25 protein-coding genes and 2 riboswitches are annotated in these 23,914 nt (G+C 39.5%); of the genes, 3 read left to right on the plus strand and 22 right to left on the minus strand.

Annotation, left to right across the window (positions count from 1 at the left end; translation table 11 throughout):
* Window positions 1-29: 29 nt before the first annotated feature.
* Together ACFX4W_RS26460 and ACFX4W_RS26465 are read right to left on the minus strand one after the other, a co-directional pair.
* Entirely contained in the window at window positions 30-713 is a 684-nt protein-coding gene (locus tag ACFX4W_RS26460; protein WP_028408317.1) for a response regulator transcription factor, read from the minus strand.
* Window positions 691-2,181, minus strand: a complete 1,491-nt coding sequence (locus ACFX4W_RS26465) for a sensor histidine kinase (protein WP_043982877.1) — start codon at window positions 2,179-2,181, stop codon at window positions 691-693. Before ACFX4W_RS26465 ends, ACFX4W_RS26460 begins: the two co-directional genes overlap by 23 nt.
* 270 nt (window positions 2,182-2,451) lie before the next feature.
* On the opposite strand from ACFX4W_RS26465, the gene ACFX4W_RS26470 reads away from it, so the two are divergent.
* Window positions 2,452-2,949 carry a GNAT family N-acetyltransferase gene (locus ACFX4W_RS26470; protein WP_043982879.1) on the plus strand — a complete coding sequence of 166 codons (498 nt, stop codon included), beginning with the start codon at window positions 2,452-2,454 and terminating at the stop codon, window positions 2,947-2,949.
* A 26-nt stretch (window positions 2,950-2,975) separates the two neighbouring features.
* Here the strand turns inward: ACFX4W_RS26470 and ACFX4W_RS26475 are convergent, their stop codons facing one another.
* The 3 genes from ACFX4W_RS26475 to ACFX4W_RS26485 all read right to left on the minus strand — a co-directional run bounded on the left by ACFX4W_RS26475 (window position 2,976) and on the right by ACFX4W_RS26485 (window position 5,859).
* Window positions 2,976-3,176, minus strand: coding sequence for a hypothetical protein (locus ACFX4W_RS26475; RefSeq protein ID WP_043982881.1), 201 nt, complete (start codon window positions 3,174-3,176; stop codon window positions 2,976-2,978).
* Window positions 3,177-3,571: 395 nt separating this feature from the next.
* On the minus strand, window positions 3,572-4,111 hold the full coding sequence (locus ACFX4W_RS26480) for an SMI1/KNR4 family protein (RefSeq protein ID WP_043982883.1): 540 nt from the start codon (window positions 4,109-4,111) through the stop codon (window positions 3,572-3,574).
* A gap of 155 nt (window positions 4,112-4,266) precedes the next feature.
* A complete protein-coding gene (locus tag ACFX4W_RS26485) occupies window positions 4,267-5,859 on the minus strand; it encodes an APC family permease (RefSeq protein ID WP_043982885.1) in 1,593 nt (530 codons plus the stop codon).
* Between the two features lie 249 nt (window positions 5,860-6,108).
* Here ACFX4W_RS26485 and ACFX4W_RS26490 point away from each other — a divergent pair, with 249 nt between their 5' ends.
* Window positions 6,109-7,677 (plus strand): RQC-minor-2 family DNA-binding protein, encoded by a 1,569-nt coding sequence (locus ACFX4W_RS26490; protein ID WP_043982886.1) that lies wholly within the window; start codon window positions 6,109-6,111, stop codon window positions 7,675-7,677.
* A 160-nt stretch (window positions 7,678-7,837) separates the two neighbouring features.
* Window positions 7,838-9,007 carry a stage II sporulation protein P gene (spoIIP, locus tag ACFX4W_RS26495; protein WP_043982887.1) on the plus strand — a complete coding sequence of 390 codons (1,170 nt, stop codon included), beginning with the start codon at window positions 7,838-7,840 and terminating at the stop codon, window positions 9,005-9,007.
* A 26-nt stretch (window positions 9,008-9,033) separates the two neighbouring features.
* Here spoIIP and cobO read toward each other — a convergent pair whose 3' ends face one another.
* From cobO to ACFX4W_RS26580, 17 genes are all read right to left on the minus strand, one after another.
* Window positions 9,034-9,573 (minus strand): cob(I)yrinic acid a,c-diamide adenosyltransferase, encoded by a 540-nt coding sequence (cobO, locus tag ACFX4W_RS26500; RefSeq protein ID WP_013057304.1) that lies wholly within the window; start codon window positions 9,571-9,573, stop codon window positions 9,034-9,036.
* A 31-nt stretch (window positions 9,574-9,604) separates the two neighbouring features.
* Window positions 9,605-10,174: a nitroreductase family protein gene (locus ACFX4W_RS26505; RefSeq protein ID WP_043982889.1), complete on the minus strand. Its 570-nt coding sequence runs from the start codon at window positions 10,172-10,174 to the stop codon at window positions 9,605-9,607.
* A gap of 20 nt (window positions 10,175-10,194) precedes the next feature.
* Window positions 10,195-10,965 carry a uroporphyrinogen-III C-methyltransferase gene (gene cobA / locus ACFX4W_RS26510; protein WP_013057306.1) on the minus strand — a complete coding sequence of 257 codons (771 nt, stop codon included), beginning with the start codon at window positions 10,963-10,965 and terminating at the stop codon, window positions 10,195-10,197.
* Window positions 10,962-12,344: a cobyrinic acid a,c-diamide synthase CobB gene (locus tag ACFX4W_RS26515; protein ID WP_043982891.1), complete on the minus strand. Its 1,383-nt coding sequence runs from the start codon at window positions 12,342-12,344 to the stop codon at window positions 10,962-10,964. Before ACFX4W_RS26515 ends, cobA begins: the two co-directional genes overlap by 4 nt.
* 13 nt (window positions 12,345-12,357) lie before the next feature.
* A complete protein-coding gene (locus ACFX4W_RS26520; protein WP_043982893.1) occupies window positions 12,358-13,482 on the minus strand; it encodes a cobalt-precorrin 5A hydrolase in 1,125 nt (374 codons plus the stop codon).
* Window positions 13,479-14,255, minus strand: a complete 777-nt coding sequence (gene cobM, locus ACFX4W_RS26525; RefSeq protein ID WP_025751698.1) for a precorrin-4 C(11)-methyltransferase — start codon at window positions 14,253-14,255, stop codon at window positions 13,479-13,481. Before cobM ends, ACFX4W_RS26520 begins: the two co-directional genes overlap by 4 nt.
* Window positions 14,252-14,953, minus strand: coding sequence for a precorrin-2 C(20)-methyltransferase (gene cobI, locus ACFX4W_RS26530; RefSeq protein ID WP_013057310.1), 702 nt, complete (start codon window positions 14,951-14,953; stop codon window positions 14,252-14,254). Before cobI ends, cobM begins: the two co-directional genes overlap by 4 nt.
* Window positions 14,954-14,955: 2 nt before the next feature.
* Window positions 14,956-16,152 (minus strand): bifunctional cobalt-precorrin-7 (C(5))-methyltransferase/cobalt-precorrin-6B (C(15))-methyltransferase, encoded by a 1,197-nt coding sequence (locus ACFX4W_RS26535; RefSeq protein ID WP_043982895.1) that lies wholly within the window; start codon window positions 16,150-16,152, stop codon window positions 14,956-14,958.
* The gene (locus ACFX4W_RS26540) at window positions 16,142-17,245 is read right to left on the minus strand and encodes a cobalt-precorrin-5B (C(1))-methyltransferase (protein ID WP_043982896.1); all 1,104 of its coding nucleotides are present in this window, start codon (window positions 17,243-17,245) and stop codon (window positions 16,142-16,144) included. The genes ACFX4W_RS26535 and ACFX4W_RS26540 overlap by 11 nt, the downstream gene beginning before the upstream one ends.
* A gap of 3 nt (window positions 17,246-17,248) precedes the next feature.
* The gene (locus ACFX4W_RS26545; RefSeq protein WP_013083415.1) at window positions 17,249-17,896 is read right to left on the minus strand and encodes a precorrin-8X methylmutase; all 648 of its coding nucleotides are present in this window, start codon (window positions 17,894-17,896) and stop codon (window positions 17,249-17,251) included.
* A gap of 5 nt (window positions 17,897-17,901) precedes the next feature.
* A complete protein-coding gene (cobK, locus tag ACFX4W_RS26550) occupies window positions 17,902-18,669 on the minus strand; it encodes a precorrin-6A reductase (RefSeq protein WP_043982897.1) in 768 nt (255 codons plus the stop codon).
* A complete protein-coding gene (locus tag ACFX4W_RS26555) occupies window positions 18,666-19,577 on the minus strand; it encodes a sirohydrochlorin chelatase (RefSeq protein WP_280559729.1) in 912 nt (303 codons plus the stop codon). Before ACFX4W_RS26555 ends, cobK begins: the two co-directional genes overlap by 4 nt.
* 18 nt (window positions 19,578-19,595) lie before the next feature.
* Window positions 19,596-21,218 (minus strand): precorrin-3B C(17)-methyltransferase, encoded by a 1,623-nt coding sequence (gene cobJ, locus ACFX4W_RS26560; protein WP_162214352.1) that lies wholly within the window; start codon window positions 21,216-21,218, stop codon window positions 19,596-19,598.
* 13 nt (window positions 21,219-21,231) lie between these two features.
* A complete protein-coding gene (locus tag ACFX4W_RS26565) occupies window positions 21,232-21,612 on the minus strand; it encodes a (2Fe-2S) ferredoxin domain-containing protein (protein ID WP_043982900.1) in 381 nt (126 codons plus the stop codon).
* A 101-nt stretch (window positions 21,613-21,713) separates the two neighbouring features.
* A riboswitch (cobalamin riboswitch) is annotated at window positions 21,714-21,893 on the minus strand.
* Window positions 21,894-22,011: 118 nt separating this feature from the next.
* Window positions 22,012-22,190, minus strand: a riboswitch (cobalamin riboswitch).
* Window positions 22,191-22,336: 146 nt separating this feature from the next.
* Entirely contained in the window at window positions 22,337-22,495 is a 159-nt protein-coding gene (locus ACFX4W_RS26570; protein WP_013057318.1) for a hypothetical protein, read from the minus strand.
* Window positions 22,496-22,688: 193 nt separating this feature from the next.
* Complete coding sequence (locus ACFX4W_RS26575; protein ID WP_272911211.1) at window positions 22,689-22,817, minus strand: hypothetical protein; 129 nt, start codon at window positions 22,815-22,817, stop codon at window positions 22,689-22,691.
* A 28-nt stretch (window positions 22,818-22,845) separates the two neighbouring features.
* A complete protein-coding gene (locus ACFX4W_RS26580; protein ID WP_043982902.1) occupies window positions 22,846-23,883 on the minus strand; it encodes a M42 family metallopeptidase in 1,038 nt (345 codons plus the stop codon).
* Between the last annotated feature and the right edge of the window lie 31 nt (window positions 23,884-23,914).

Consider the following 23,914-nt stretch of genomic DNA (forward strand, 5'->3'; position numbering starts at 1 on the left):
GAACGATTAATCGTTCGCATCTCTTTTTTTTAAATATTAAACCGGTACCCTGCTCCCCAAACCGTTTCTAGGTACTGAGGATCTGCTGGGTTTTCTTCTAACTTTTCTCTTAGTTTTCGAATGTGAACTGTTACGGTTGAAATATCTCCTGAAGAATCAAATCCCCAAATTTTTTCAAATAGATGTTCTTTACTTAATACTTGATTTGGATGAGAAACGATAAACTTCAGCAAATCGAATTCCTTCGCTGTAAAAAACACTTCTTTGTCATTCACAAATACTCTTCTAGCGAGCGTGTCAATCGCTAAACCATGAATACGAATCATACGCTTTTCCTGCTTATCAGAGAGTCTTTCATATCTCGCTAAATGCGCTTTGACTCTTGCAACCAGCTCCCCAGGGCTGAATGGCTTGGTAATATAGTCATCTGCACCTAGCCCGAGCCCTCTAATTTTATCGATTTCTTCTTTTTTAGCTGAAACTAAAATGATTGGTATATCTTTTGCAGCTCGAATTTGCTTGCACACTTCAAATCCGCTCACTTTAGGGAGCATAATATCCAAAATAACCAGATCAAAATGTTCATTTAACGCTTTTTCTAATCCCTTATCACCGCTATATTGAACGTCTATTTCAAAATCGTTAATTTCTAAATAATCTCTTTGCAATTCAGCAATACTTACTTCATCTTCAACTAACAATATCTTCTTCATATGTATCACCATTTTCATTCATTTTTTGCAAAGAAAAGAAAATACTTGTTCCTTCGCCAAGCTTACTTAGTGCCCAGATGTCTCCCCCGTGGCGTTCAACAATTTGTTTTGCAATGGCCAGTCCAAGTCCACTTCCTCCAGTATTGCTGTTGCGGGACTGTTCTGCTCGATAAAACCGGTCAAAAATATGCGCTAATGCTTCCGGTGAAATCCCTGCGCCATTGTCTTTCACTTCAATAATGAGTTCGCTTTCGGTAGCAGAAAGAACGATATCGATTCTTTTTCTTTCTTTATCCATAAATTTAATACTATTGGTTGTTAAATTTATTAAAACTCTTCGCAGCTGCTCAGCATCTGCCTTTGCATACAGTGTCGTTAGAGAATCATTAGAAAATAAAACATCAATATCATGTTCGCTCATTTCAAACTGAAGCTCTTGCACATAACTTTCCATAAATGCTGAAATATTAAGTTTTTTAAACACAAATGGAATTTCGTGCAAATCCAATTTAGAAAATAAAAACAGCTCATCGATTAACGCATTCATGTCTTTTGCTTTCGTTGAAATCGTTAACAAATATTTAGAAAGCTTATCTGGCGTATTAGCTACTCCATCTTGAATTCCTTCTACATACCCTACAATGGAAGTAATAGGAGTTCGCAGATCGTGTGAAATACTTGAAAGCAGCTGTTTACGGTTATCTTCATACTGAATTTGCAGTTCAACAGAAGATTTTAGTTTTTGCCTCATTTCTTCAAAAGCTTGCGTTAATTCGCCTATTTCATCCTTTGAATTAGCAGAGATTTCAAAGTGAAGATCACCTTGTTTTATTTTTTCAGCCGCTTCTTTTAATTCACGAATGGGTTTAATAATGCTTCTTGAAACAAGATAGTTTATAAATCCAATAATCACAATTACTAAAATTAATAGTAGAAAGATTAAAAAAGGGAAAATTCGATTAATAATGCCTACATAAGGGCTGATTTTTCGCAAAACGTAAATGCTTCCTTTTTCTTGATTCGAGAAAGGAAAATCAAGGTTGATATATGTAAAGTACTGCTTGCCTATGCGCAGCATGTCCTGCTGATACGAATGATTTCCTTTACTTTTTTGATGCTTTGGCAAGTATTTACGAAGGTTTTCTCCTTTAATGGATTCTGAAGCATATACAACCTCTTTGTTTTTTTGAATCACAATATCAATATTTTCAAATTCATATTTTTTAACCGTCTCCGGACGCAGCAGCTGCTCCGGTTTTTCTTCACTCAATAACTTTAAATCCAAGAATGCATTTTCTTCTTCTGGCGTTAACAATTTATACTCATAGGAGTGACTGTACAGTTTTCTTACAAAATCGGCGTCTCCAGTAATGGAGAAGAAAATGAGAAAGCCCGATAAAAAAAGCAAAATAATAAAGACAAACACAATACTGATATACGTTAAAATAAAACGAAGCTGAATTGACATTACTTACCCTATGCCCCTTTGGCTTTAACAAAACTATTTGATAGACTAGTAAAGGTGAATAACAAATAGATCGTTAGACATTATACATATAGCAAAAATTAAAACAACAAAACAAATGTATATTCTCACTTTACCGTGATAGAGTGAGAATGAACACCACCTTTTTTACCATTTTATGAATTACTGGAAAATTATGATCTATTTTTCATAATATTCTTAGGCTGAAAGGTATACTATATGCCTTAATATTTTAAAAAAGGAGATTTTTTAATGAAAATTATTAAAGCTACTTCCTCTCACATCCCTTCTGTTGCCCGTCTGTACGTTGACAGCTGGCGCATTACATACAAAGGATTAGTACCTGATGCTTATTTAAAAAGCTTATCTTATGAACAAAGTAGAGAAAAATGGTCCCTTTTTCTTACCGAGCCTTCTCATTTTATTTTGCTCGCTATCGATGAACGAGAAAAGATTGTCGGCTTTTCAGCAGGTAAGCCTCATTTGTCCCGTGCTGAAATATACGCGCTATACGTTTGCAAGGAAGTGCAAAACCAAGGAATTGGTCACCTTCTATTTTCTCATTCAGTAAAAGAATTTGCTGATCAGCAATATACGTCTATGATTATTTGGGCTATGAAGAAAAATAAGAAAGCCGTTCAGTTTTATAAAAAATCAGGCGGCAAAAAAATCTTGAATCGCACAAGTCAGTTTGGAGAAACTAAAGTTGAAGACGAAGCATACGGTTGGGAACGTCTTCCTTCTATATAAATAAACGAGCACACTAGTGTGCTCGTTTATTTGATAGGAACTCCTGCCGAAGAATTTTCTGGAGCTTGAGTTCGTTTTAGAAAAAAAGATAAGATCAGGACAATCACTTCAACGATAGCAGCAATAAAAAATGCTTGCTGCAATCCGGAAATCAGTCCATTCACTTTTGCTAAAGCTGTATTTGATTCATTTACCCCTTTTACGTACCTCTCTTTTCCAGAAGACATAATACCGACAAATAGCGCAGTTCCAATTGCTCCAGCACTTGTTGTAATGTATTCATTATTGCTGTGCCATAGGGATACAGCTGCTTAGAGAGCTGATATACCCCGGTAGTCTATGCAGGCAGCAACACCATCGAAATACCAATTGCAGCGCAACGACATAAGCTGCACTCGTAGAAGTAGAAAGTTGACTAAAAAGTACAAGAGATAGGATAACGAGCACAAGACCTGGAGTGACTAATGCTTTAGGACCAAACTTATTCACAACTCAGACATTAGACAATTTCTATACAATCATACTCATAACCTTTTAGAATCGCTTCGCTGTTCTAGCTTATAATGACTATACAAAAAGCAGAACGATTATACGCTCTGCTTTTAAGTTCGAGAAGATAATATTATTGAGCGGTCGTCTTTTTGTCCGTTGAATGAACTTTATTACAAAGCTCATTCCAGTGCCAAAAACAATTCCCTTGACTCACTATAAAACAATCCAGCCATTTCTGAAAATTCATATGTAATACATGTGCATCTTGAAACGATGCGTTCCGCTTTTTTACTATTATATATGCAGAGTGCGCTGATTTTTTGGAGTCAATGATAATCTCTTCTTCTCCAACAGACCCAATTGTCATATAGAGACTCTGACTTTTATAAGCTGTTTCTCTTACATCTTCTAAGCTATAAAGATTCCCTGCTATTTTTTTGTCAGCATCAATGAACAAATTACACCCATTTGTTAGCTGCAAAAACTGCTTGTAGTCTTCAGGAAGTGATACATGCATTTCATCTTCAAAAACATTCAGTTGATTCTTGCTTACTCCATCAAAAAAAGTACATGTGGTTCTGTATACTTCTCCTTCATTTTTACACACTTCTATAACATTATTGTTTTCCCACAGCCGCTTTCGAAGTGAATTTATTATTTTTTCAATCATACTCTTCCTCCAAGCGTTGGATTTAAAACGGTTACATTACATTAATTAAACAATAATGTGCTAATTCCTTCTTTCCTACTAAATTATACGACAAACTTTAGAATTTCATGTTCAAATAACATAGAAAAAAGCAGCGAATATCGCTGCTTTACAGGTTATACAGGTGCTTTTTCTTCCTGTTCAGGATGGTGATCGTAATCAATAAGCGCTTTTGGAAGGCCCGTATATTTAGCCCAATAATAAATCCCAAGAGATACGACCGCTATGATAATTAAGTCTACAGGCGTATCGATCAAACCCTTTCCTCCGCCGAACGAACCAATATAAGAAATAAAGAGCATGATGATATAATAAGCAACTAACCACCAAGTTGATTTAATCTGCTGACGAAGACTTACTTCGTTTTTAGGCACATATTTAGCAAAAATCAAATATATAACAAACATAACCAATTGAGAAGTTAACAGCCATGAAATAGTCTTCCATCCTGACCAGTAGACAATAAAGGAAGCAAAAATAAAGGATAATGGACCAATTATACTCATTCCTCTTAATTTAAAAGGCTTTTCCAAATCTTTTGCGTTCACCATAAAGGCCGCTGATGAAATTGGTGCAATCGCGTAAGAAAGAATAAGCGCAACAGAGCATACGTTTACGAGTGCATTCCATGAAGGAAATGGCAGTGTCCAAAAAATCGAAAGTCCTAATGAAAGCCATAGAGATGATCGAGGAATCCCTGTTTTTTTATCCACATGAGCAAACGTTTTAAATAACGTACCGTTACGAGACCAAGCATAGATAAGTCTAGATGTTGTATTCATAAAAATATTACCGTTACCACCCGGTGATAAAATAGCGTCTAAAATAACAAGTGTTGCTAGCCAGCCAAGGCCAAGAACAACAGCGATGTCTTTAAATGGCAGTGAGAATTTATCTTGAATGCCGGACCAACCGCCTTTAATCATGTCAGATGGAATAGCTCCGATAAACAATACTTGTAGGGCAGTATAAATGAGAGCTGCTAGAATGATACAAATCACAAGAGCAATTGGAATATTACGCTGAGGATTTTTTACCTCTCCAGCTACAGATACAATTGGATGAAGGCCTAAGTAGGCAAACATAACCCCGCCTGTGGCAATGGCGGCCTGGATACCATCAAACCCCCCGGGAGCAAACTCTCCCATCGTAAAGTTTCCTGACTTAAAATAAAATGCCAGCGTTACGATTACTGTAAGCGGTACAAAATATTTAAAAATAGAAATGATAATATTCGATTTTGCAAATGCTTTTACACTCCAGTAATTGAGTAAAAAGAATAAGCAAAGCAACACAAATTGTAGAATCCATCCAGATATCGTCGGTGAATCAGATCCGGATTTTGTTAAACCTGGAAACCAGTAGGCCACATACTGTCTCACAGCTGTTACTTCGATAGCGATTAAGCTAGTGTACGCTACAATAGTAATAAATGAAATCATATAGCCTACAAGATGACCGTGTGAATAAACAGGATACCGAATAATTCCTCCTGTACGAGGCAAGGCAGCCCCTAGCTCAGCGTATACAAGGCCTATTAATAAAATAATAACTCCACCAATAACCCAAGAAAAACTTCCTGCAGGACCGGCTTGCGTAGCCACATTACTAACGGCAAACAGCCAAGCGGAGCCAAAAATAGCCCCCAATCCAATCAATGTTAAATCTAATAGGGATATCGTCTTTTTAAACGGACCTTTATTATCCATAAGCTTCCTCCTTTGGATGAATCATCACTTTTGTTGTTTTTTTTGACAACATTCATATATATTCGATAATATGTGTCAAAATTTTTATTACTATACCCATTCAAAATTACTTTGAATCCCTTTTCTTGATTTCTACAGATTAATTAACAGAAAATTTTAAAAAATAACTCTTATATTCAAGACACACTAAAACTTTTTCTTCTCTTCTTTAATAGGTAAAATACTCAATAAATGAAAGGAGTTAGACAAATGACTTTACCAGAAAATTTGCCTGTTGATTTTACAGCTTACAACCACTTAACATTCCTTCCGCTCGGACGCAAAAATAAATCGATTCGGTCCGTAGGAAGTAAACATACTAAAGGGCTGCTTGGACGTTTAAATGACTACTTTGAGCGAGCAATGAATGAGTTATCTCAAGAAGATATAGTCCTTTTTCAAACGTTCTTATATGGAAGTCATAGGGGCGGTTTTCCTGTCGCAATTGATAAAAATGAAGACGTTTATCCTCACTTTTGGAAACCGACTTCATTTCTATGGAAAGAATATAATAAGAATCGCGGCATTCCTATTCATCATGATGAGTTTTATTCTCAAGATTTTACGGTTTTAACTAAAAATGAGTTGGAAAACTACCTCGGAAGTATTATGAAAGATTACATGTTTTGTGCTAGGATACATGATTCTTCCAAAGAAGAATGGATTCAACATATTAATAAGTGTTTCTTCAAACATCCGCTCATTTCCCTTTATCATCGAAATGCAGATGTGATTGAAGCAATTGAACAATCAAAAAAATCACCTTTGCTTTTTATTATGAAAAACCCTGAGCAAATTGCTTTTTGGCGCAATCGGATTGAAATCATTATGAGACCTTTTCGATCTCTTCCTTTCACCGCCTTTGAGAGAGGATTTTCAGATACGGAAGATACGGTATTAACTGTTCACGGAGAAAACGAGATCATTCGCTTAGCTTCAGAAAACAGAGGTCTCTCCGTAACATATGATGTTACAAATAATGCTATTTCACTCGATGATGAGTATAATGTAGTGCTAGCAGCGAAACGCTTAGCTACAACTCAGCGGCAGTTCGAAGAGATTATAGATGAAAATGAAGAAGTGATTCAAAAACTACTGGTCTTTTTTAAATGGAAAAGTCTTTTAAAGCATCATGAAGTGCACATCAAAGAAATCCAAGACAAATTGTGCAGCCTAACCACTTATCAACTTAATCAAAGACAAGTTTTACAGGAAAACGAGCCCTTTCTTTCTTTCATTCAAAAGGTATTACAAGTAAAAACACCGAATGCAAATCTCGAAGTTGGTTCCATTCAATGGTTTTCGCAATGGGATTTTCCAGATGTCACCCTGCTGCAGGAAACAAACAAATTTACATGTTATATGGACCCAAACGAAATAGAAAAGAAACTGACAGAAATAGGCGCTAAGATAGAAAATGAACTTCATAAGCAGCGTCAGGACCTGCTTTCGACTCCGCTAGAAATCGGTCAAATAACTTTTGATTCAAACCAAATGCTACGGTTACTAACGCTTATAGATACCTTAAAGAACACGGAAACTCAGCAGAGTTACGTACAAATTTTAGAAGGTGTTTCTACTAACAGTATTCGTCAAAAAGAGCTCGATAAAATACCTGCATTTGGATTATTAAGTTCCGTGAAGCGCAAGCGCATTGTTACGTATTTACAAGAATTACAAAACTATCAGCTGCTTAAAAAAGAGAAAAAAGGATTCAGCCTCACTCCAAAAGGTGAAGCCATTCGACGTCTATTTGAAGAAGAATCACTGAGAATATGAGATTATATCTCGCGTGATTCTTCTTTTTTGATTTTGAAGACTACTTTCTCTATTAAATGCTTATCATAATTAGAAATCTCCATTCATATAATCATTACTAGATTAGCAAAGTCCTTCATACCTATTAGCCTGATGCTGACATAGAGAGGAGATTTCGCCATTGAAATCTAGTAATCGCGCCAATTTTGTAGTGTTAACATATAAGATGGTTCTTGTTATTTTATCCATTGTTTTAATGACATCATCTATCATTGTTCTAGTAAGTTACTCAGCATTTAAAGAACAGTTCAATTCTTCTATTGTCTATCAAACGTTATCGAAGCATAAAGCAGAAAGCCTTTATTATTTGATGAGCCAGGAAAACCACCACTTTTCAACGGCTTTTGATAAAAATTATTCGCCTCCAGGTCTTTCTTCTACACTGCTAGAGTTATCAACAAGTATTCGAGCAGAAGACGCGAGAAGCTTATTTGGTTCAGAACTGCCTGGATTCAGTATTTACGACTCCAATATTATCATCGCCGGTGAAGGCACAAATTTCACAAACTTCCCTAGAGAATCTGCACCACCGTTAGATGAAACGCTAAAAGAAAGAAATTCTACTACAAAAGTTCAGCAACCTAAAGATAACGATGGTACGAATGCTCCAAATAATAATACAACTGGCGGAAAAAAGGTATTTTATATTTATCATACGCACAGCTGGGAATCTTACTTGCCTCTGTTAGGACTTGAAGGTGATCCAGATGCTAATAAAGCTGTAGATAGTAAAACCAATATTAATATAGTCGCAAATATGCTAGGAAAAGATTTAGAGGCTCAGGGAATTGGGGCAGAAGTGGATCAAACCAATATTGGACAGAAATTAAAAGAAAAAGGCTGGAACACCAACCAATCGTACGCCATGTCTCGCACAGTAATTGAAACGGCGATGACTGAGAATAGAGATTTAACTTACTTTATCGATTTGCACCGAGATTCGCTTCGAAAAGATAATACAACCATTAAGATTAACAATAAATCGTATGCAAAAGTTGTGTTTGTTTTAGGGAAAGCGAATCAAAACTTTGAACAAAACTTAAAAATGGCAAAAGCGCTTCATGAAGGTCTTGAAAAGAAATATCCTGGGTTAAGCCGCGGAGTTATTGGCAAAAACAAATCCAGCGGTAACGGTGTATATAACCAAGATGTTTCTAAAAATGCGATTTTAATTGAAGTGGGCGGAGTTGATAATAACTTTGATGAACTAACCAACACAACAAAAGCACTGTCTGATGTCATTAGCCAATTTTACTGGCAAGCTGAAAAAGTAGATGCCCCTGCTCAATAAAAAAAGCCCTCTTCACTGAGGGCTTTTTAAAATTCAATTCCTTTTACAGCAGGAATTCCTTCATCATAATAATGTTTATGAGGCTTCATTTCCGTCACAAGATCTGCTGCATCCATCACTTCTTTTTTGGCAGAACGCCCGGTAATGACCAAATGCATATGCTCAGGGCGCTTTTGAATAAGGTCAATTACTTCGTGTAGCGGTAGCACATCATCAATAGGAAATTTCTCGATAGCCAGTGCATTATTTAACTCGTCTAAAATAACTACATCATATTCGTTCGAGAAGACTTTTTCCTTCGTTAGCGCCCAAGCTTTTTGCAAAGCTTCACGATGTTCAGGCGGTGTTTTTGTCCACGTGAAGCCGACTCCTGTTTGAATCATTTCAATTCCTATTCTGTCAAACATCAGCTTTTCGCCATATGTACGCTGAGGAGATTTAATAAATTGAATCATTAATACTTTTTGTCCGCGTCCCGTAGCGCGCAACGCAAGACCTAAAGCAGCGGTTGTTTTTCCTTTACCGTCTCCGGTATAAATTAACGTAAGACCCCGTTTGTCTTTCAATCTAAAAACCTCTTTTTCTTCGAATTTCAGTTTACAGCCATGTTGTTTTTTCTGTAAACGGTGTTCTAGCAGGCTCTTTCATTTTTGTAAGAGACTCTTCATTTGGATAGCCTAGAAATACGTTTCCTACTACGACTTTACCTGAAGGGTTGCCAATAAACTCATGTAATCTCTCGTCTCGAACAAGACCAACGCCTCTTGTTCTCCAAACGAATCCAAGACCTAGTTCTTTAGCCGCTAGCCACATGGAATGAATCGCGCATGAAACCGCATATTTGTTGTCTTCAGTGGCTTCATCGTCTCCTTCAACTGTGTCAGCTGTTACGACGATATGTACAGGCGTATTTTTTACTGCTTTTAACGAACTTTCTACTAAATGAGGCTTTGTAGGAAAGCGCTCCTTTAAATAAGCTTCAGCCAGTTCTTCATACTTCTTTTTTGCTTCTCCTTGAATCACATAAAAGCTCCAAGGCTCTCTCATTCGGTCATTTGGAGCCCACGTCGCTGCTTCAAGCAGCTGTTCGATTTTCTCTTTTTCCACTTCACGCGCTTCATGATCTCGTACCGCTCTTCGTTCTTTTAGCTGTGAAATAATCGTCATATTGTCTCCTCCTTTTAACGTTAAAGCAGAATATTTTCCGCTCTTTCTTCGAACCATTTTATTTTTTCTCTAATTGTCACAACTTCACCTACAAGCACAATGGCAGGATGAGCAATTTCTGCTTTTTTTGCTATTTCTTCGATTGTGGCAAGCGTTCCTGTTACGGTGCGCTGATACTTCGTTGTGCCCCATTGAACAAGCGCTACTGGCGTATGTTTATCTCGTCCATGGTCCATCAACTGCTTGCATATATGAGGTAAATTTCCAACGCCCATATAAAAGGCAATTGTATCTATTCCTTGAGCAAGCGCTGACCAATTTAAATAATCTTTTCCTTTTTCTTCTCTTCCATGACCCGTTACAATCGCAAAAGAAGTGGCATGATCTCTATGGGTAACAGGAATTCCTGCATAAGCTGGAGCTGCAATTCCTGACGTTATACCAGGCACGACTTCGTAAGGAATTCCTTGAGTAGCAAGCACTTCCGCTTCCTCTGCTCCGCGGCCAAACACAAAAGGATCGCCTCCTTTTAAGCGCGTCACTACTTTTCCTTGAAGCGCTTTTTCAACAAGCAGTTCGTGAATACGATCTTGGATGACTCCGTGCTTACCCGGTAATTTCCCGCAAAAAATAAGCTCCGCGTCTTTTTTAGCATAGTTTAACAACTGTTCGTTGGCTAAGCGGTCATATAAAATAACATCCGCTTCTTGAATACACTCCATTCCATATACGGTTATTAGCTTCGGATCTCCTGGTCCAGCTCCTACTAAATATACTTTTCCAACTGTCACACGGCATCTCTTCTTTCTTTTTTTACCGCTTTACACTGTTCCACCCAGTTTTCTACCATCTTCATAGAAGAGCCGAAATGAAAGTGCGTATAGCCGGCAATTAAATTATTGTTCATATAGCCTTCTTCTTTCATTCCTCGCATCCCTTTTGTATCATAGGCAGGCGAAAACTCTTTCTCTGAATGAAAGGTTGAATAATGAAATTCATGGCCTTTAGCTTGTATATCGCCTTTAAATAAAAAATTCCCCTGCTTTCCCGTCACTTCTCGGTACCCTAAAGCAGCTAATTTTGTCTGCATTCTTACTTGTCCGGGAATAAGCCCCACCATTTCATGGCATGTATCATCTGTCGTGACAATAGCATCTGTTAAGAACATAAACCCTCCGCACTCAGCAAGCGTAGGAATCCCTTTTTGAATAGCTGCTCGAACAGAATTTTTAACGTCGATTTGCTGAGCCAGCGTTTCAGCAAATTCTTCTGGAAATCCGCCTCCTATATAAAGACCGTCAGCATCTTGTGGAACCACTTCTCCTTTTAAAGGCGAAAATTCTACAAGCTCTGCTCCGTAAGCTTTTAACAATTCGAAATTTTCTTCATAATAAAAGTTAAAAGCGGCATCTCTCGCTACAGCAATTTTCACTTGAGGTACGGACGGCTTTGTAAAGATAGGATCATTAATTTCTATTTTAGGAGCTAAAGCCAGTTCATATACTTTTTCGATATCAATTGTATCATGAACAAGCTTTCCTAACTGTTCAAAAAACGGTGTTAACTCTCCTCGTTCAATCGACGGAATGAGCCCGAGGTGACGTTCAGGAATCGTAAGATCATCGTTTCTTTTCAAGTAGCCTACTACAGGGATATGACATTCCTGCTCAATCGCTGCCTTAACAAGTTTATAATGTCCTTCACTTCCAACCCGGTTAGCAATTACACCAACGATGTTAGCTTCCGGTAAAAATTGCTGAAACCCTTTTACAATCGCCGCTGCACTTCTAGCCATACTAGCACAATTGACAACTAAAAGGACAGGGCTATTGGTGATTAAGCTGATTTCTGCTGTTGTTCCTTCGTTCGTTAACGGGTTTTTCCCATCGAAAAATCCCATAACTCCTTCCATGATGGAAATATCAGCATCTTCACTAGCACGAGCGACAATTTCTCTAACCATATCGTGTTCAAGCATCCAGCTGTCTATATTTCGAGACGTTCGTTCTGTAACAGCCGTATGATACGTTGGATCAATATAATCGGGTCCGCATTTAAACCCTTGAACTCTGTAACCAGCTTGTCTTAATGCTGCCATCAGCCCGATTGTAAGTGTTGTTTTCCCTACGCCACTTCCAGTACCGGCAATGACGAGTCTTCTGTTTGACATGTTGTTCTCTCCTTTAGTCATAGGGAATAAGCGCCACTGAAATGGTGACATTCCCTGACTTTTTCTTCACAAGTTCAAGCTTATCAGCACCGCTGTATAACATAGCAGCAGGTTCACTCACGCCATATGCACCTGTATATTTAAAGACAGTATCTGAAGGCTGTTGGATACTTATGCTGTTTAGCTCTTGGGGCGAATAATAGACAAACTCCCAGCCGTACTTAGACGCCACTTCTAATAGCCCTTCTTCATCTTTCTTTATCTCTATTGTACATAATGCTTTTACACTTTTCATTGAAAACTGAAGTTCAGCAAGCGTTTTTTCAATAACGGTTTCAATTTCCGCTGCACTTGTTCCTCTGTTGCACCCCATCCCAATCGCTAGTACTTTTGGACGGTAAAGAACACCGTTTTCTAAGATTGCTTCTTCCTCTTTTTTTAAATTGCGATGCGTTACGACCAAAGCTGCATGTGGCAATGCTTCAAGAGCTGTCTGAATCGATGAATATGTTTTAATGTTAGCTGGAACAGGGTGCTCATAATGCCACCAGTTCTTTTCACCTGATTCTTGAACCACTGCTATTTCTTCTTCATTCACCACAGAAGCGCTGACAGGCGTTAGTTTTTCTGCTGATTCCCACACCCATCCAAAGCGCTTACCAAATAAATCAACCGGAATTGTTTTTTGCACATCGGATGCTGTTGTAATGACAGGATGAGCTTCAAGAGCTGCCGCAACTTCACGCGTAAGCTCATTTGCTCCTCCGATATGACCCGAAAGCACGCTAATGACATTTTCACCTTTATCATCAATGACAACAACCGCAGGATCGGTTTTCTTATCTTTTAAAATAGGGGCAATCATACGCACAACTGCTCCCAGTGAGATAATAATAATAAGTCCTTTATACGATTCAAAAAGAGAAGGCAAAAGCATCCGAACGCTTCCTGAAAACAGCTGGATGTTCTGCTCTTGTTCGTCTCCTTTTTCAAACTTGCTCATGTAATACACATCAGACTGCTGAAAAGTGCGGCCTAGATTTCTTGCAATTTCTACGCCGTGTTTTGTGATAGCTACAACGGCATAATCTCCGCGCTGTGTAATGAGGGCTTTTTTTCCTTCTTGGAGTTGAATCATTCCGACTTCACTCCTCTTCGAAAGCCATGGGTAAATGTTTTGTCATAAAGTTTTGAACGATAATCTTTGTCATGAATGTGTGGATCAAGTGCCCAGCCTGCCAAAATCATCGCCTGCTTGCGAATGCCGTTTGTTCGCATAGCATCATCTAGGTCTTTTACCGTTGTGCGAACAATTTTTTCATCTGGCCACGTTGCTTTATAGACTACTACAACCGGCGTGTCTTCACTCCAACCCGCGCTTATAAATTCTTTCATTACTTTTTTTGTGAGCGTCGCGCTTAAAAATAACGCAATGGTACATTTATGTTTTGCTAAATCAGTTAATTTTTCAAACTCAGGTACAGGCGTTCTTCCTTCAGCACGAGTTAAAATAACCGTTTGAGTCAAATCTGGAATGGTTAATTCTGCTTCAGCCGCTGCAGCAGCAGCGAATACGGAGCTGACGCCCGGAACGATTTCAATATCAACGCCTTCTCTTTTTAAAAGCACCATTTGTTCCATAATGGCTCCGTACATAGCAGGATCTCCGGTATGTACTCTTACAACCATTTTTCCTTCACGCATGCGTTCAAGCATCGTACCGACCATTTCTTCTAGATGCATACCCGCTGTTTTTAACACTTCAGCTCCTGGTTTAGACTTAGCAACTAGCTCTTGACTTACCAGTGAGTCAGCGTACAAGACAACATCTGCTTGCTGAAGTAATTTTAAGCCTTTTACGGTAATTAAATCTGGATCTCCGGGTCCAGCTCCGATTATGTATAACTTCATTTTCGCACCACCATTAGCGTTAAGTATTGTAAATCGGCTCCTTCTAGTTCTGAAGCTTTCCAGATAATTTCTTCATCTGACGTTACTTTTGTCACCACTGACGCTTTTTCAAGCAGATCAAGCTCTTTTAAAAGACCGACCATAAAATCGATGACTTTGGCCACTTTAATAAAAATGACGCAGTCGTTTTCCATTAATACTTTTTTCATTGTTTCATAATCTTCACGAGCAGGAACAATTGCTACATGTTCATCACCGTCTGCTAACGGAATACCTAAACGAGATGCAGCTCCATTAATGGATGAAATACCAGGAATTACTTGAATCGGAGCTTCAGGGTGACGTTCTTGCATTAGACGCATCATGTGAATAAACGTACTGTAAAGCATAGGGTCTCCCTCTGTGACAAATGCTACATCTTTTCCTTCCTGGAGCTTTTCCCATACTCGTTCTACCGTTTCGGTCCATTTTCTTTCCAAAATAGCAGGATCTTTTGTCATTGGAAACACAAGGCCCAGCATATCTTTTTCATTTGCACTGAAATAGACATCAATAATTTTTTGGGCGTAGCTTTTGCTTCCTTTTTGTTTTTTCGGGTACGCAATAACGGGTGATTCTTTTAATTTACGAAATGCTTTTACTGTAATAAGTTCTGGATCTCCCGGTCCAACTCCAAGTCCGTACAATGTTCCAATCATATTCATTCTCCTCTTTTGGCTGTAATAATATAAATGGGGTTTAAAGCGTCAAATCGCGTTAAATGTAAAATGGGCTTGCTTCTTGAAATTTGTGCAAGGGTAACAGCAGTCTCGAATCCTCGCTCTTTAAAAGCTTTCATTGCTTCTGCTAAATTTTCAATCGTTACGGCATTTAATACGATGCGCCCTCCTGCATTTAACCGGCTGCAGCACACGTCTAAAATGGTTTCCATGCCTCCTGCTGTGCCTCCAATAAACACCGCGTCAGGATCAGCAAACTCACTTAACCCTTCCGGTGCCTTTCCGTGCACAGTGTGGGCGTCTACTCGAAATTTCAATAGATTTTCCCTGCAGTTTTCTAAGTCTGCTTCGTTTTTTTCCACGGCAAAAATTTGTCCTTCACGCGCAATTTTAGCCGCTTCAATTGCGACTGAACCCGTACATGTTCCGATATCCCATACGACGCTGTCTCTCTTTAGCTGCAGGGCGCTAATACTAAGTGTGCGAACTTCTTTTTTAGTAATAAGCCCCTTGTCCGGCTTGCGTTGAATAAATTCATCGTCCTCTATTCCGAGAGGCCAGACTGGGGTTTTTTCTACCTGTTTTAATATCACGACATTAAGCGGAGAAAACAGTTGATTCGCCGCTTCTTCCAGCGAAAGCAGCTGACAGCGCTCCGTTTCTCCTCCTAAATTCTCTGCTACAAACATCTTGTATTCCTTCATGCCGAATGATAATAAGTAGTTTGCCAGAGCACTAGGAGAATTTTGCTCATCGGTTAAAATCGCCACTGTTTTATAGCCGTCAATGCGCTGAGCCAGCCCTTTTATGCTCCTGCCGTGCACGCTTGTAAAATAAGCGTCTTGCCATCGCTCTTTTAAACGTGAGAATGCAAGCTGAATAGAACTTAAATAAGGATATATTTCAACGTCTAGCTTCGTAGAAAGATAGCTTCCTATTCCGTAAAATAACGGGTCGCCTGACGCTAACACAACCACATTTCCTTCTTCGTTTTTTAAACGTTCAACAAGAGGAGAAAGACCCCCTTCAATCGCTACCTTTTCTCCTTCGAAATCTTGAAAAAAATCCAGGTGACGCTTTCCTCCAATTAGCACATCACTTTCATACACCCACTGTTCATACATAGGAAGCAAGCTTAACTTCCCATCGTCACCAATTCCAATAATTTTAATTGCCATGTTGCACCGCCTGTCCTAAAAAATCTCCTTTTAATGTGTAAAGAGACGTATCGACATCGATTCCGTCCCCTACTTCCTTTAATGCTGATAAACAGCAGTACTCGCACAGTTTTTCAAAAAACTTATGATGACCGCTTTGCGTCATTAAATCCCCCACTTGAGAAGCTGTGTTTGCACCTTTTATTTCCTCTACCAGTTCAGCAGAAGCGCCTGACTCAGAAGCTGCTTTTGCTAAAAAATTAAAATCAATGGGTGCACTTTTTGAATGAACCATCATAACGCCTTGCGCGACTTTTGAAAACTTTCCCATCATGCCTACGAGCGATACTTTTTTCATTCCTTGCTTTTTACATTGTTTTAACGTAAATCCAACAAAATCTCCCATTTCGATAAATGCTTCTTCCGGAAGTTCAGGGAACTGTTTCATTCCATACTTTTCGCTTCGGCCCCCTGTCGTAATGACAACGTGCTCACAATTACTCGCTTTAGCAACGCTGATTGCCTGCACGATACTTGCTTTATAAGCAGCTGTTGAGAACGGAACGACAATTCCCCGCGTCCCCAGTATCGAAATGCCTCCTAAAATACCTAGACGCGCATTTAATGTCTTTTTCGCCATTTCTTCTCCTTCAGGAACCGAGATGACAATCTTAACGCCTTTTTGTATATTGTATTCAGCTAGAAGCTGTTCAGCCGTTTCTTTCAGCATCTTTCTTGGAACAGGGTTAATGGCTGCTTCACCGACAGGAACCGGGAGGCCGGGCTTTGTTACACGCCCTACTCCCACTCCTCCATCAATGATAATACCTGCACCATTACACCACGAAACTTCAGAAATAATCAGCGCTCCGTGCGTGGCATCGGGATCATCTCCAGCATCTTTAATGATGCTAGCTACAGCGCTGCTTGTGCGATACTCGCATTCTTCAAGATGAAACGTAGCAAAGCGGCCGACAGGTAGGTAAATCGTTGACTCATCTTGCACTTCTCCTGAAATTAGCGTAAGCAGAGCTGCTCTCGTAGCTGCCGTGGCACAAGCGCCCGTCGTATAGCCTTCTCTGAGTTTCTTAGGTTCTTTTGGTACTTCCTTCATGCGTTACACCTGATCTGCAAGAATTGAAATTGCATTTAATGCAGCAACCGTTACCGTACTGCCGCCTTTTCGCCCGATGTTTGTAATAAACGGCACGTCAAGTTTTGCAAGTTCTTCTTTAGATTCAGCTGCTGAAACAAATCCTACCGGCAGACCAATAACAAGCCCAGGCTTCGCTTCTCCTTCTTTAATCAAACGAATTAATTCAAGTAAAGCTGTGGGTGCGTTCCCAATTGCAAAAATTCCACCGTCTGCTTCTTTGATGGCTTTTCGCATAGAAATAATTGCACGCGTTGTATTTAAGCGCTTTGCTTCTTCCATTACGTCCGGATCCGAAATATAAACTTTGATTTCACCGCCGTGTTTTTCAATTCGCTGCTTGTTTGTTCCTACTTGCACCATTTGTACATCTGCAACCACTTGCTTGCCGCTGCGAATAGCTTTAATTCCTGCTTGAATCGCATCCGGATGAAACAGCATGCTGCGTCCAAGCTCAAAGTCTGCAGACGCATGAATTACGCGCTGAACAATTGGGTACTGTTCGTCTGTAAACGGATGAGGCCCAAGCTCTTCTGTAATCATCTCAAAACTTTTTCCTTCTATTTGCTGAGGCTGAACAGTTAACGGTTTAAATTCTGTACGAAAATCCATCTCAATCAACTCCTATTTTGGTTTACTAAAGCATGAACCACTTCTTCAAAAGTGGAATACACGGTTCCATACTCAATTTTCGGTCGCCCAATCATAATAATATCTAAGCCTAACTCTTTAGCTGCTTCCACTTTTTCATCCACAGATCCAACTTTTCCGCTTTCTTTTGTGACCATGACCGTCACTCCGTATTGCTTATACAGCGCTCGATCAAACTCTTTTGTAAACGGCCCTTGAATAGCAATAATATTTTTTTGCGAAAATCCCAATTGCTGGCACTTTTCCATATTATCCAGCCTTGGAAGCATACGAGCAACAAGCCGTACATCTGAAAGAGGAAGCAGCTTTTCTGTAAAAACCTGCAGCGTTTTGCTGCCTGTTGTCAGCATAATAACTCCTTTTTTCTCAGCTGCTACTTCTGCTGCTTCTTCATACGTAGAAACCATTGTCATATTATCATAGGTAAAAGCCTGCGAAGCCCGCTCATAGCGTATGTAAGGAATCGCTGTTTCAGCAGCCGCGCCGATAGCATTTTTAGATGCTTCTTCTGCAAAAGGATGACTTGCATCCACAATAGCTTTTACACGATGTTCGTTTACAAAATCCATCATATCTTCTTTTGTGAGACGTCCAATTTTCACTTTCACTTCTGCACGCTGTAATTCGATAGCTGCGTTTTCGGTTACAACCGTTGCCGTAACCTCATGACCTGCTTTTTTCACTTGCACGGCTAATGCACGTGCATCGCTAGTTCCGGCTAACAATAAAATCATTTTAGCTCGCCGACCTTATCTTCATGATGATCGTGGTCATGATGGTGTTCGTGGTGATGGTGTCCGTGATCATGGTCATGATCGTGATGATGATGGTGATCAATATGCTCCATAATGCCAAGGCGATATTGACACGTATCGCAGTTCATTTTCACTTCACCTTCTAATCCTTCTTCAGCACGTTCTTTTAAAATTGTCTGCAGTTTTGGGTGAAAACCGAAATAGCCGGCGAGCTTAAACTCAATGTTTTCATGCTGCATTTTATACTGCTTCACCATTTCTTCTAATCGCTTAATTAATACTCCTGTAAATAAGAAATACGGGAGAATAACCACTTTTTTAGCGCCCAATTTCAAACATCGCTCCACGCCTTCATCAATCAGTGGAGCGGTCACGCCCATAAAAGAAGTTTCAACGATTTTATAATTTGTTTTTTCCCAAAGAAGGCGCGTAATTTTATATAAATCACTGTTTGCATCAGGATCACTTCCCCCTCGCCCTAAGACGATAACAGCCGTGTCTTCAGCTGGAGTTTCTAAATTCTCTCCTGATTCTTGTAATCTCGTTTTTAAAATTTCAAGGGCTTCTTCATGAACGCCAATGGGACGTCCGTATACGAAGTTTACGTGTGGATATTTTTCCTTAGCTTCATCTATAGCCGCCGGAATATGTATTTTAGAGTGGCCAGCAGGCAAGAGCATAATTGGAATTACAACTACATCTTTTGCTCCTTTTGCCACACATGTATCAATGCCTTGACTTACATTTGGGCGTTCAAATTCTAGAAAACACGTTTCTATTAAGATAGATGCGTCCCAATCATGCTTCATAGTCGAAATAAATTCGCGAATTTGATCGTTCCCTTCAGGATCTCTGCTTCCATGACCGACAAATAAAACTGATTTCATATAATGCCCTCCCATTTTTTAATCTCCACACGGAGCTGGTTCTACTTTTATTTTTGGTGTTATATCTTGATAGTCGAATCCATAAACGTTCTTCACACGCTTAAAGAATTTATGAAATCGCTCATTAGGATGACCTTTTTCTTTATATTCATGGACAATGTTCTCCACTATTTCAACAATGTCATCGGGTGCTATGCCTTCCGCCACAATTTGACCTGAATGCGCATTTCGTCCAACCGTTTTAGCTCCTAAAAATAAATCAAACGCACCTTTTCTATAGACAATGCCGATATCTTCTTGAACTGCGCCATAACAGGCCATACCGCATCCATTAATACCAAGCTTCAGCTCTTTTGGCATGTCCATTCCCCCGAGGCGTTTTTGTAATTCTTCCGTATGTGGAATAGCATCGCTTTTTTCTCCATCACAAAAATCACACGCTTTAATTGTGAACACGTCTCCGACCGGAGATAGTAAAAAGGAAGCTGCTTGGAGCTTTTTAATAATCACATCTGGCTGGGCTGTTGGAATTTGAAGTTTGATTTGATGGTCAGGTGTATACTCCATCGTACCTTTTTCACCAACAACTTCTGCTAGTGTTGTCATTTGAACAGGCGTGAATTTCTTATTGGCAAGTCCTGGACTAACCGCGACTTCGAAAATTGACTGTATTGGCTGGTGTACGACCCCAGAAGTGGTTTCACCTAAAATTGCTTGAAGCGCTTCTTCTGCAAGAGCTCGTGAAGTTGCTGTTTCTTCTGGTTTGGTCTGAACTGCTTCAATTGCTGAAGCTGTTTGCTCTACAGTCTCTTCTTGATCGAGAGCCCATGGTTCTGCTTCTTTTCGAAGTCGCTGATGCGGTCTTAGCGGCTGCTCCGTTTGGTTGAGGGTATATTTCCGCTGATACCCGCGCGGTGTAATCATTAAATCGTCGTAAAAGAACGTAGATGAATTTCCGACAACAACGGTAGTCAGCATGCCTATTTCATGGTTTAACATGTCTTTTAAGTTAGTCATTACGACTTCTTCACGGTCACGATAAGCGCTTTTCACAAGACCAACAGGCGTATCAGGAGAACGGTACTTTAATAGAATCCTTTGCGCTTCAACAATTTGTCTTGTTCGTCTTCCGCTCTTTGGGTTGTAAAAAGCCACTACAAAATCTGCTTGTGCAGCTGCTTCAATTCTTTTTTCGATTAGATCCCACGGCGTAAGGTGGTCACTTAAACTAATCGTACAAGCATCGTGCATCACGGGCGCTCCAAGGAGAGATGCGCATGAATTGATAGCCGAAATGCCAGGAATTACTTCCAGCTCTACGCCCGTTTCTTTTTTCCAGCCTTTTTCAATCAACACTTCATATACAAGGCCTGCCATTCCGTATACTCCTGCATCTCCGCTCGAAATGACAGCTACGGTTTTTCCTGCTTCGGCTTGCTTTACAGCTTCCTGTGCACGGCTTACTTCTTCGGTCATTCCCGTACTAATAATTTGCTGATTCGTTAACAGTCCTTGAATTAATTCCACATAGGTTTTGTAACCGATGATCATATCACTTTCTTGAATGGCTTCTCTTGCTCGCTGTGTAATATGTTCAAAGCTCCCCGGCCCAAATCCAATAACTAACAGTTTACCTTTCATGCTAGCTCCTCCTCTATGCGTTACTTTTTACTTTGTCAATTCCTTCTATGGAGTCACTGTTTTCCGGAGAAACGAAACCATTTTGATCATATTCATAAATAAGCGATTCCTTTACACTGCAGCCTCCTGCTAAATGCTCTTCGACAATCCGGTGAGCCACGGTTTCAGTGACCTGCTTGTACCAATCTCCTGAAGGATAGACGATAGCTACAGGAGCATCTTTGCATCGTCCGTTACAGCGCGTACGCGTTGTATGAACCGTTTCATCCAAATCCAGTTCCGTCACTTTATTTCGAATAGCTTGTGTGGCTTCTTCTCCACCTTTTCTCATACAGCTGCTTCCATTACAAATCAATACGTGATGTTTTGTTCCGTTTAAGTTCCACGTCGTCACACTCATTCGCTCCTTTACTAAAAAAAGCGCCTCTATCAATGATAGAGGCGCAGAAAATTCAAACTAAGTTTTTGCACTTCCACCTATATCCCGTAGGGTAAGCTTCGCATTAGAAAAAGGCTGGTTTCCTGACTTCGATTCATCACTTGATTGCGCCTTCCCAAATACAGTGGCATATGCAATCAGCTCCTCTTCACAGTGGCGGGTACCGCGCTGGCTTCACACCAGACTTCCCATTTAACGCAATGTGAACATTGCGCACCTTTTTTGCACGATATGTAGTTTTTCGATACGAGAAAAACCCGCTTCGCTAATATGCGAGCGGGTAAAACGTCAGAATAAGAGTGTACACGAATGCCACTTTAAGCCAACGTTTCCCTTCCCGCTCCCCGGAGAAATAGAAACTTCACAATAAAGACAGGTCTCCTGACTTGTGTATCATTCTACTTGAGAACCTTCCCGTGATTTTTTCACAGTGGTTATACTCGTTCGTCCACACTTACAGTTGCGGGGGCAGTACTGGTCTTTCACCAGTTTCCCTATTAAGCCTTCTTGGCATCTTTACTGTTGCTGTTTGATATATATGAACCTTTTAAACTATCAGAATAATAGAAGTAACTACCATATCATAGCGTACATTTTTTTTTATTTCAACTCTATTCTTTTCGGAAGATACAAGCACCTATAAAAAAACAAGAGCATAAAGTCAGCTCTTGTTTTTTCATTATATAGCTACTAATGTTAAATGAGGATCGTTATAATACACCACTTCTGAAAGAACTTTACAGCCATTTGTTTTGGCAAAAGCTTCTCTCGCCTGCTTTTCAGTTTCAAATTCAAACATTTTCATTTCTTTTCCAGCATATACCGTCAGTACCCACATGAAAAGATTCGCCTCCGATTATTGTAGTGATCGCTATATCCACATTATGCCGAAACCATTTCCTTTTGAAAACCCATTCTACAAAACTTGTCACAAGAAACTTTTAAAAATTTAAAAACATTTTAACTTCTGTAAATGAACAAAATGTACAAAAGGTTTAAGCAATATTATACCTCTTTAAAAAGGTGCTTTTTTAACCAACTGTTGCTTCACCAGTAAAAAATATATAGTATTTATTAAAAAAAGAAGCCGGACAGCCGGCTTCTTTTTTAGGAAAGGAAAGTACAGACATCACAATCCCGTCCTGCTCTTTATTTTGCATAAAAATACACTAATTAAATATTGCTTTCTTAAAGCAGAACCATGTTCGACTGCACATAGTGATAAAGAAGCTTATACGTATGGTTTAATGAATCTTGATGCGTTCTCTCAAACGCATGAGAAGAATCAATTCCTGGACCAATTAAGCCGTGTACGATATCGTGTCCGGCACGAATAGCAGCAGAAGCATCTGATCCGTAAAACGGATAAATATCTAATTTGTACTGAATATCATGCTGCTTAGCTAGCTCCACCAAATGCTTTCTCAAACCGTAATGATATGGGCCGCTTGAATCTTTTACACAAATAGACACGGTGTATTCATCGGTAGATTGTCCATCTCCCATAGCACCCATATCAACCGCTAAGTATTCTACTGTTTGAGGCGTAATGTTCGAATTCCCTCCGTATCCAATTTCTTCATTATTTGAAATGAGAAAATGCGTAGTGTATGGCAGTTCGATCTGTTCTTCTTGAATTGTTTTTATGAGCTGAAGCAATAAAGCTACGCTTGCTTTATCATCGAGATGACGAGATTTAATAAAACCGCTTTTTGTTATTTCTACACGAGGATCAAACGAAACAAAGTCGCCTACTTCAATTCCAAGGCTGCGAACATCTTCTGCGCTATGTACTTTTTCATCCAGTCGAATTTCTATATTTTCTTGATTTCGCTCAGCTTTCCCTGCATCTTTATACACATGAACAGATGTTTGATGCATAAGGATGGTTCCTGTAAATACTTCTCCTGATGAAGTTTCAATTTCACAATATTCTCCTTCAATAGAATTGTAGCGAAACCCTCCAATCAAGTCGATTTTCAGACGTCCACTCGGTTTGATTTCTTTTACCATAGCACCTAATGTATCGACATGAGCCGTCAGCATGCGGTGGTGATCTGTATCTTTACCGGGAATAGTAGCGACTAAGCCTCCTTTTCGATTGCGGTACGTTTGAATATTTAGCTCTTTTATATAGTCTTCGACAAATGAAATTACCTTTTCTGTATTTCCAGAAGGACTGGGAATCGAAACAAGCTTTTTAATTAACTGAACAGTTTCCGTCATTATGACACTTCCTTTGTCTCTCATTTCTTTT

This window comes from Priestia sp. YIM B13489 (assembly GCF_042787645.1).
Lineage (GTDB): Bacteria > Bacillota > Bacilli > Bacillales > Bacillaceae_H > Priestia > Priestia megaterium.

Coding starts and splice junctions, on each gene's coding strand:
- ACFX4W_RS26460 (WP_028408317.1), bottom strand. CDS start 713: ATGAAGAAGATATTGTTAGTTGAAGATGAAGTAAGTATTGCTGAATTG.
- ACFX4W_RS26465 (WP_043982877.1), bottom strand. CDS start 2,181: ATGTCAATTCAGCTTCGTTTTATTTTAACGTATATCAGTATTGTGTTT.
- ACFX4W_RS26470 (WP_043982879.1), top strand. CDS start 2,452: ATGAAAATTATTAAAGCTACTTCCTCTCACATCCCTTCTGTTGCCCGT.
- ACFX4W_RS26475 (WP_043982881.1), bottom strand. CDS start 3,176: ATGTCTTCTGGAAAAGAGAGGTACGTAAAAGGGGTAAATGAATCAAAT.
- ACFX4W_RS26480 (WP_043982883.1), bottom strand. CDS start 4,111: ATGATTGAAAAAATAATAAATTCACTTCGAAAGCGGCTGTGGGAAAAC.
- ACFX4W_RS26485 (WP_043982885.1), bottom strand. CDS start 5,859: ATGGATAATAAAGGTCCGTTTAAAAAGACGATATCCCTATTAGATTTA.
- ACFX4W_RS26490 (WP_043982886.1), top strand. CDS start 6,109: ATGACTTTACCAGAAAATTTGCCTGTTGATTTTACAGCTTACAACCAC.
- ACFX4W_RS26505 (WP_043982889.1), bottom strand. CDS start 10,174: ATGACGATTATTTCACAGCTAAAAGAACGAAGAGCGGTACGAGATCAT.
- ACFX4W_RS26515 (WP_043982891.1), bottom strand. CDS start 12,344: ATGTCAAACAGAAGACTCGTCATTGCCGGTACTGGAAGTGGCGTAGGG.
- ACFX4W_RS26520 (WP_043982893.1), bottom strand. CDS start 13,482: ATGATTCAACTCCAAGAAGGAAAAAAAGCCCTCATTACACAGCGCGGA.
- cobM (WP_025751698.1), bottom strand. CDS start 14,255: ATGAAGTTATACATAATCGGAGCTGGACCCGGAGATCCAGATTTAATT.
- cobI (WP_013057310.1), bottom strand. CDS start 14,953: ATGATTGGAACATTGTACGGACTTGGAGTTGGACCGGGAGATCCAGAA.
- ACFX4W_RS26535 (WP_043982895.1), bottom strand. CDS start 16,152: ATGGCAATTAAAATTATTGGAATTGGTGACGATGGGAAGTTAAGCTTG.
- ACFX4W_RS26540 (WP_043982896.1), bottom strand. CDS start 17,245: ATGAAGGAAGTACCAAAAGAACCTAAGAAACTCAGAGAAGGCTATACG.
- ACFX4W_RS26545 (WP_013083415.1), bottom strand. CDS start 17,896: ATGGATTTTCGTACAGAATTTAAACCGTTAACTGTTCAGCCTCAGCAA.
- cobK (WP_043982897.1), bottom strand. CDS start 18,669: ATGATTTTATTGTTAGCCGGAACTAGCGATGCACGTGCATTAGCCGTG.
- ACFX4W_RS26555 (WP_280559729.1), bottom strand. CDS start 19,577: ATGAAATCAGTTTTATTTGTCGGTCATGGAAGCAGAGATCCTGAAGGG.
- cobJ (WP_162214352.1), bottom strand. CDS start 21,218: ATGAAAGGTAAACTGTTAGTTATTGGATTTGGGCCGGGGAGCTTTGAA.
- ACFX4W_RS26570 (WP_013057318.1), bottom strand. CDS start 22,495: ATGTGGGTACTGACGGTATATGCTGGAAAAGAAATGAAAATGTTTGAA.
- ACFX4W_RS26575 (WP_272911211.1), bottom strand. CDS start 22,817: ATGCAAAATAAAGAGCAGGACGGGATTGTGATGTCTGTACTTTCCTTT.
- ACFX4W_RS26580 (WP_043982902.1), bottom strand. CDS start 23,883: ATGACGGAAACTGTTCAGTTAATTAAAAAGCTTGTTTCGATTCCCAGT.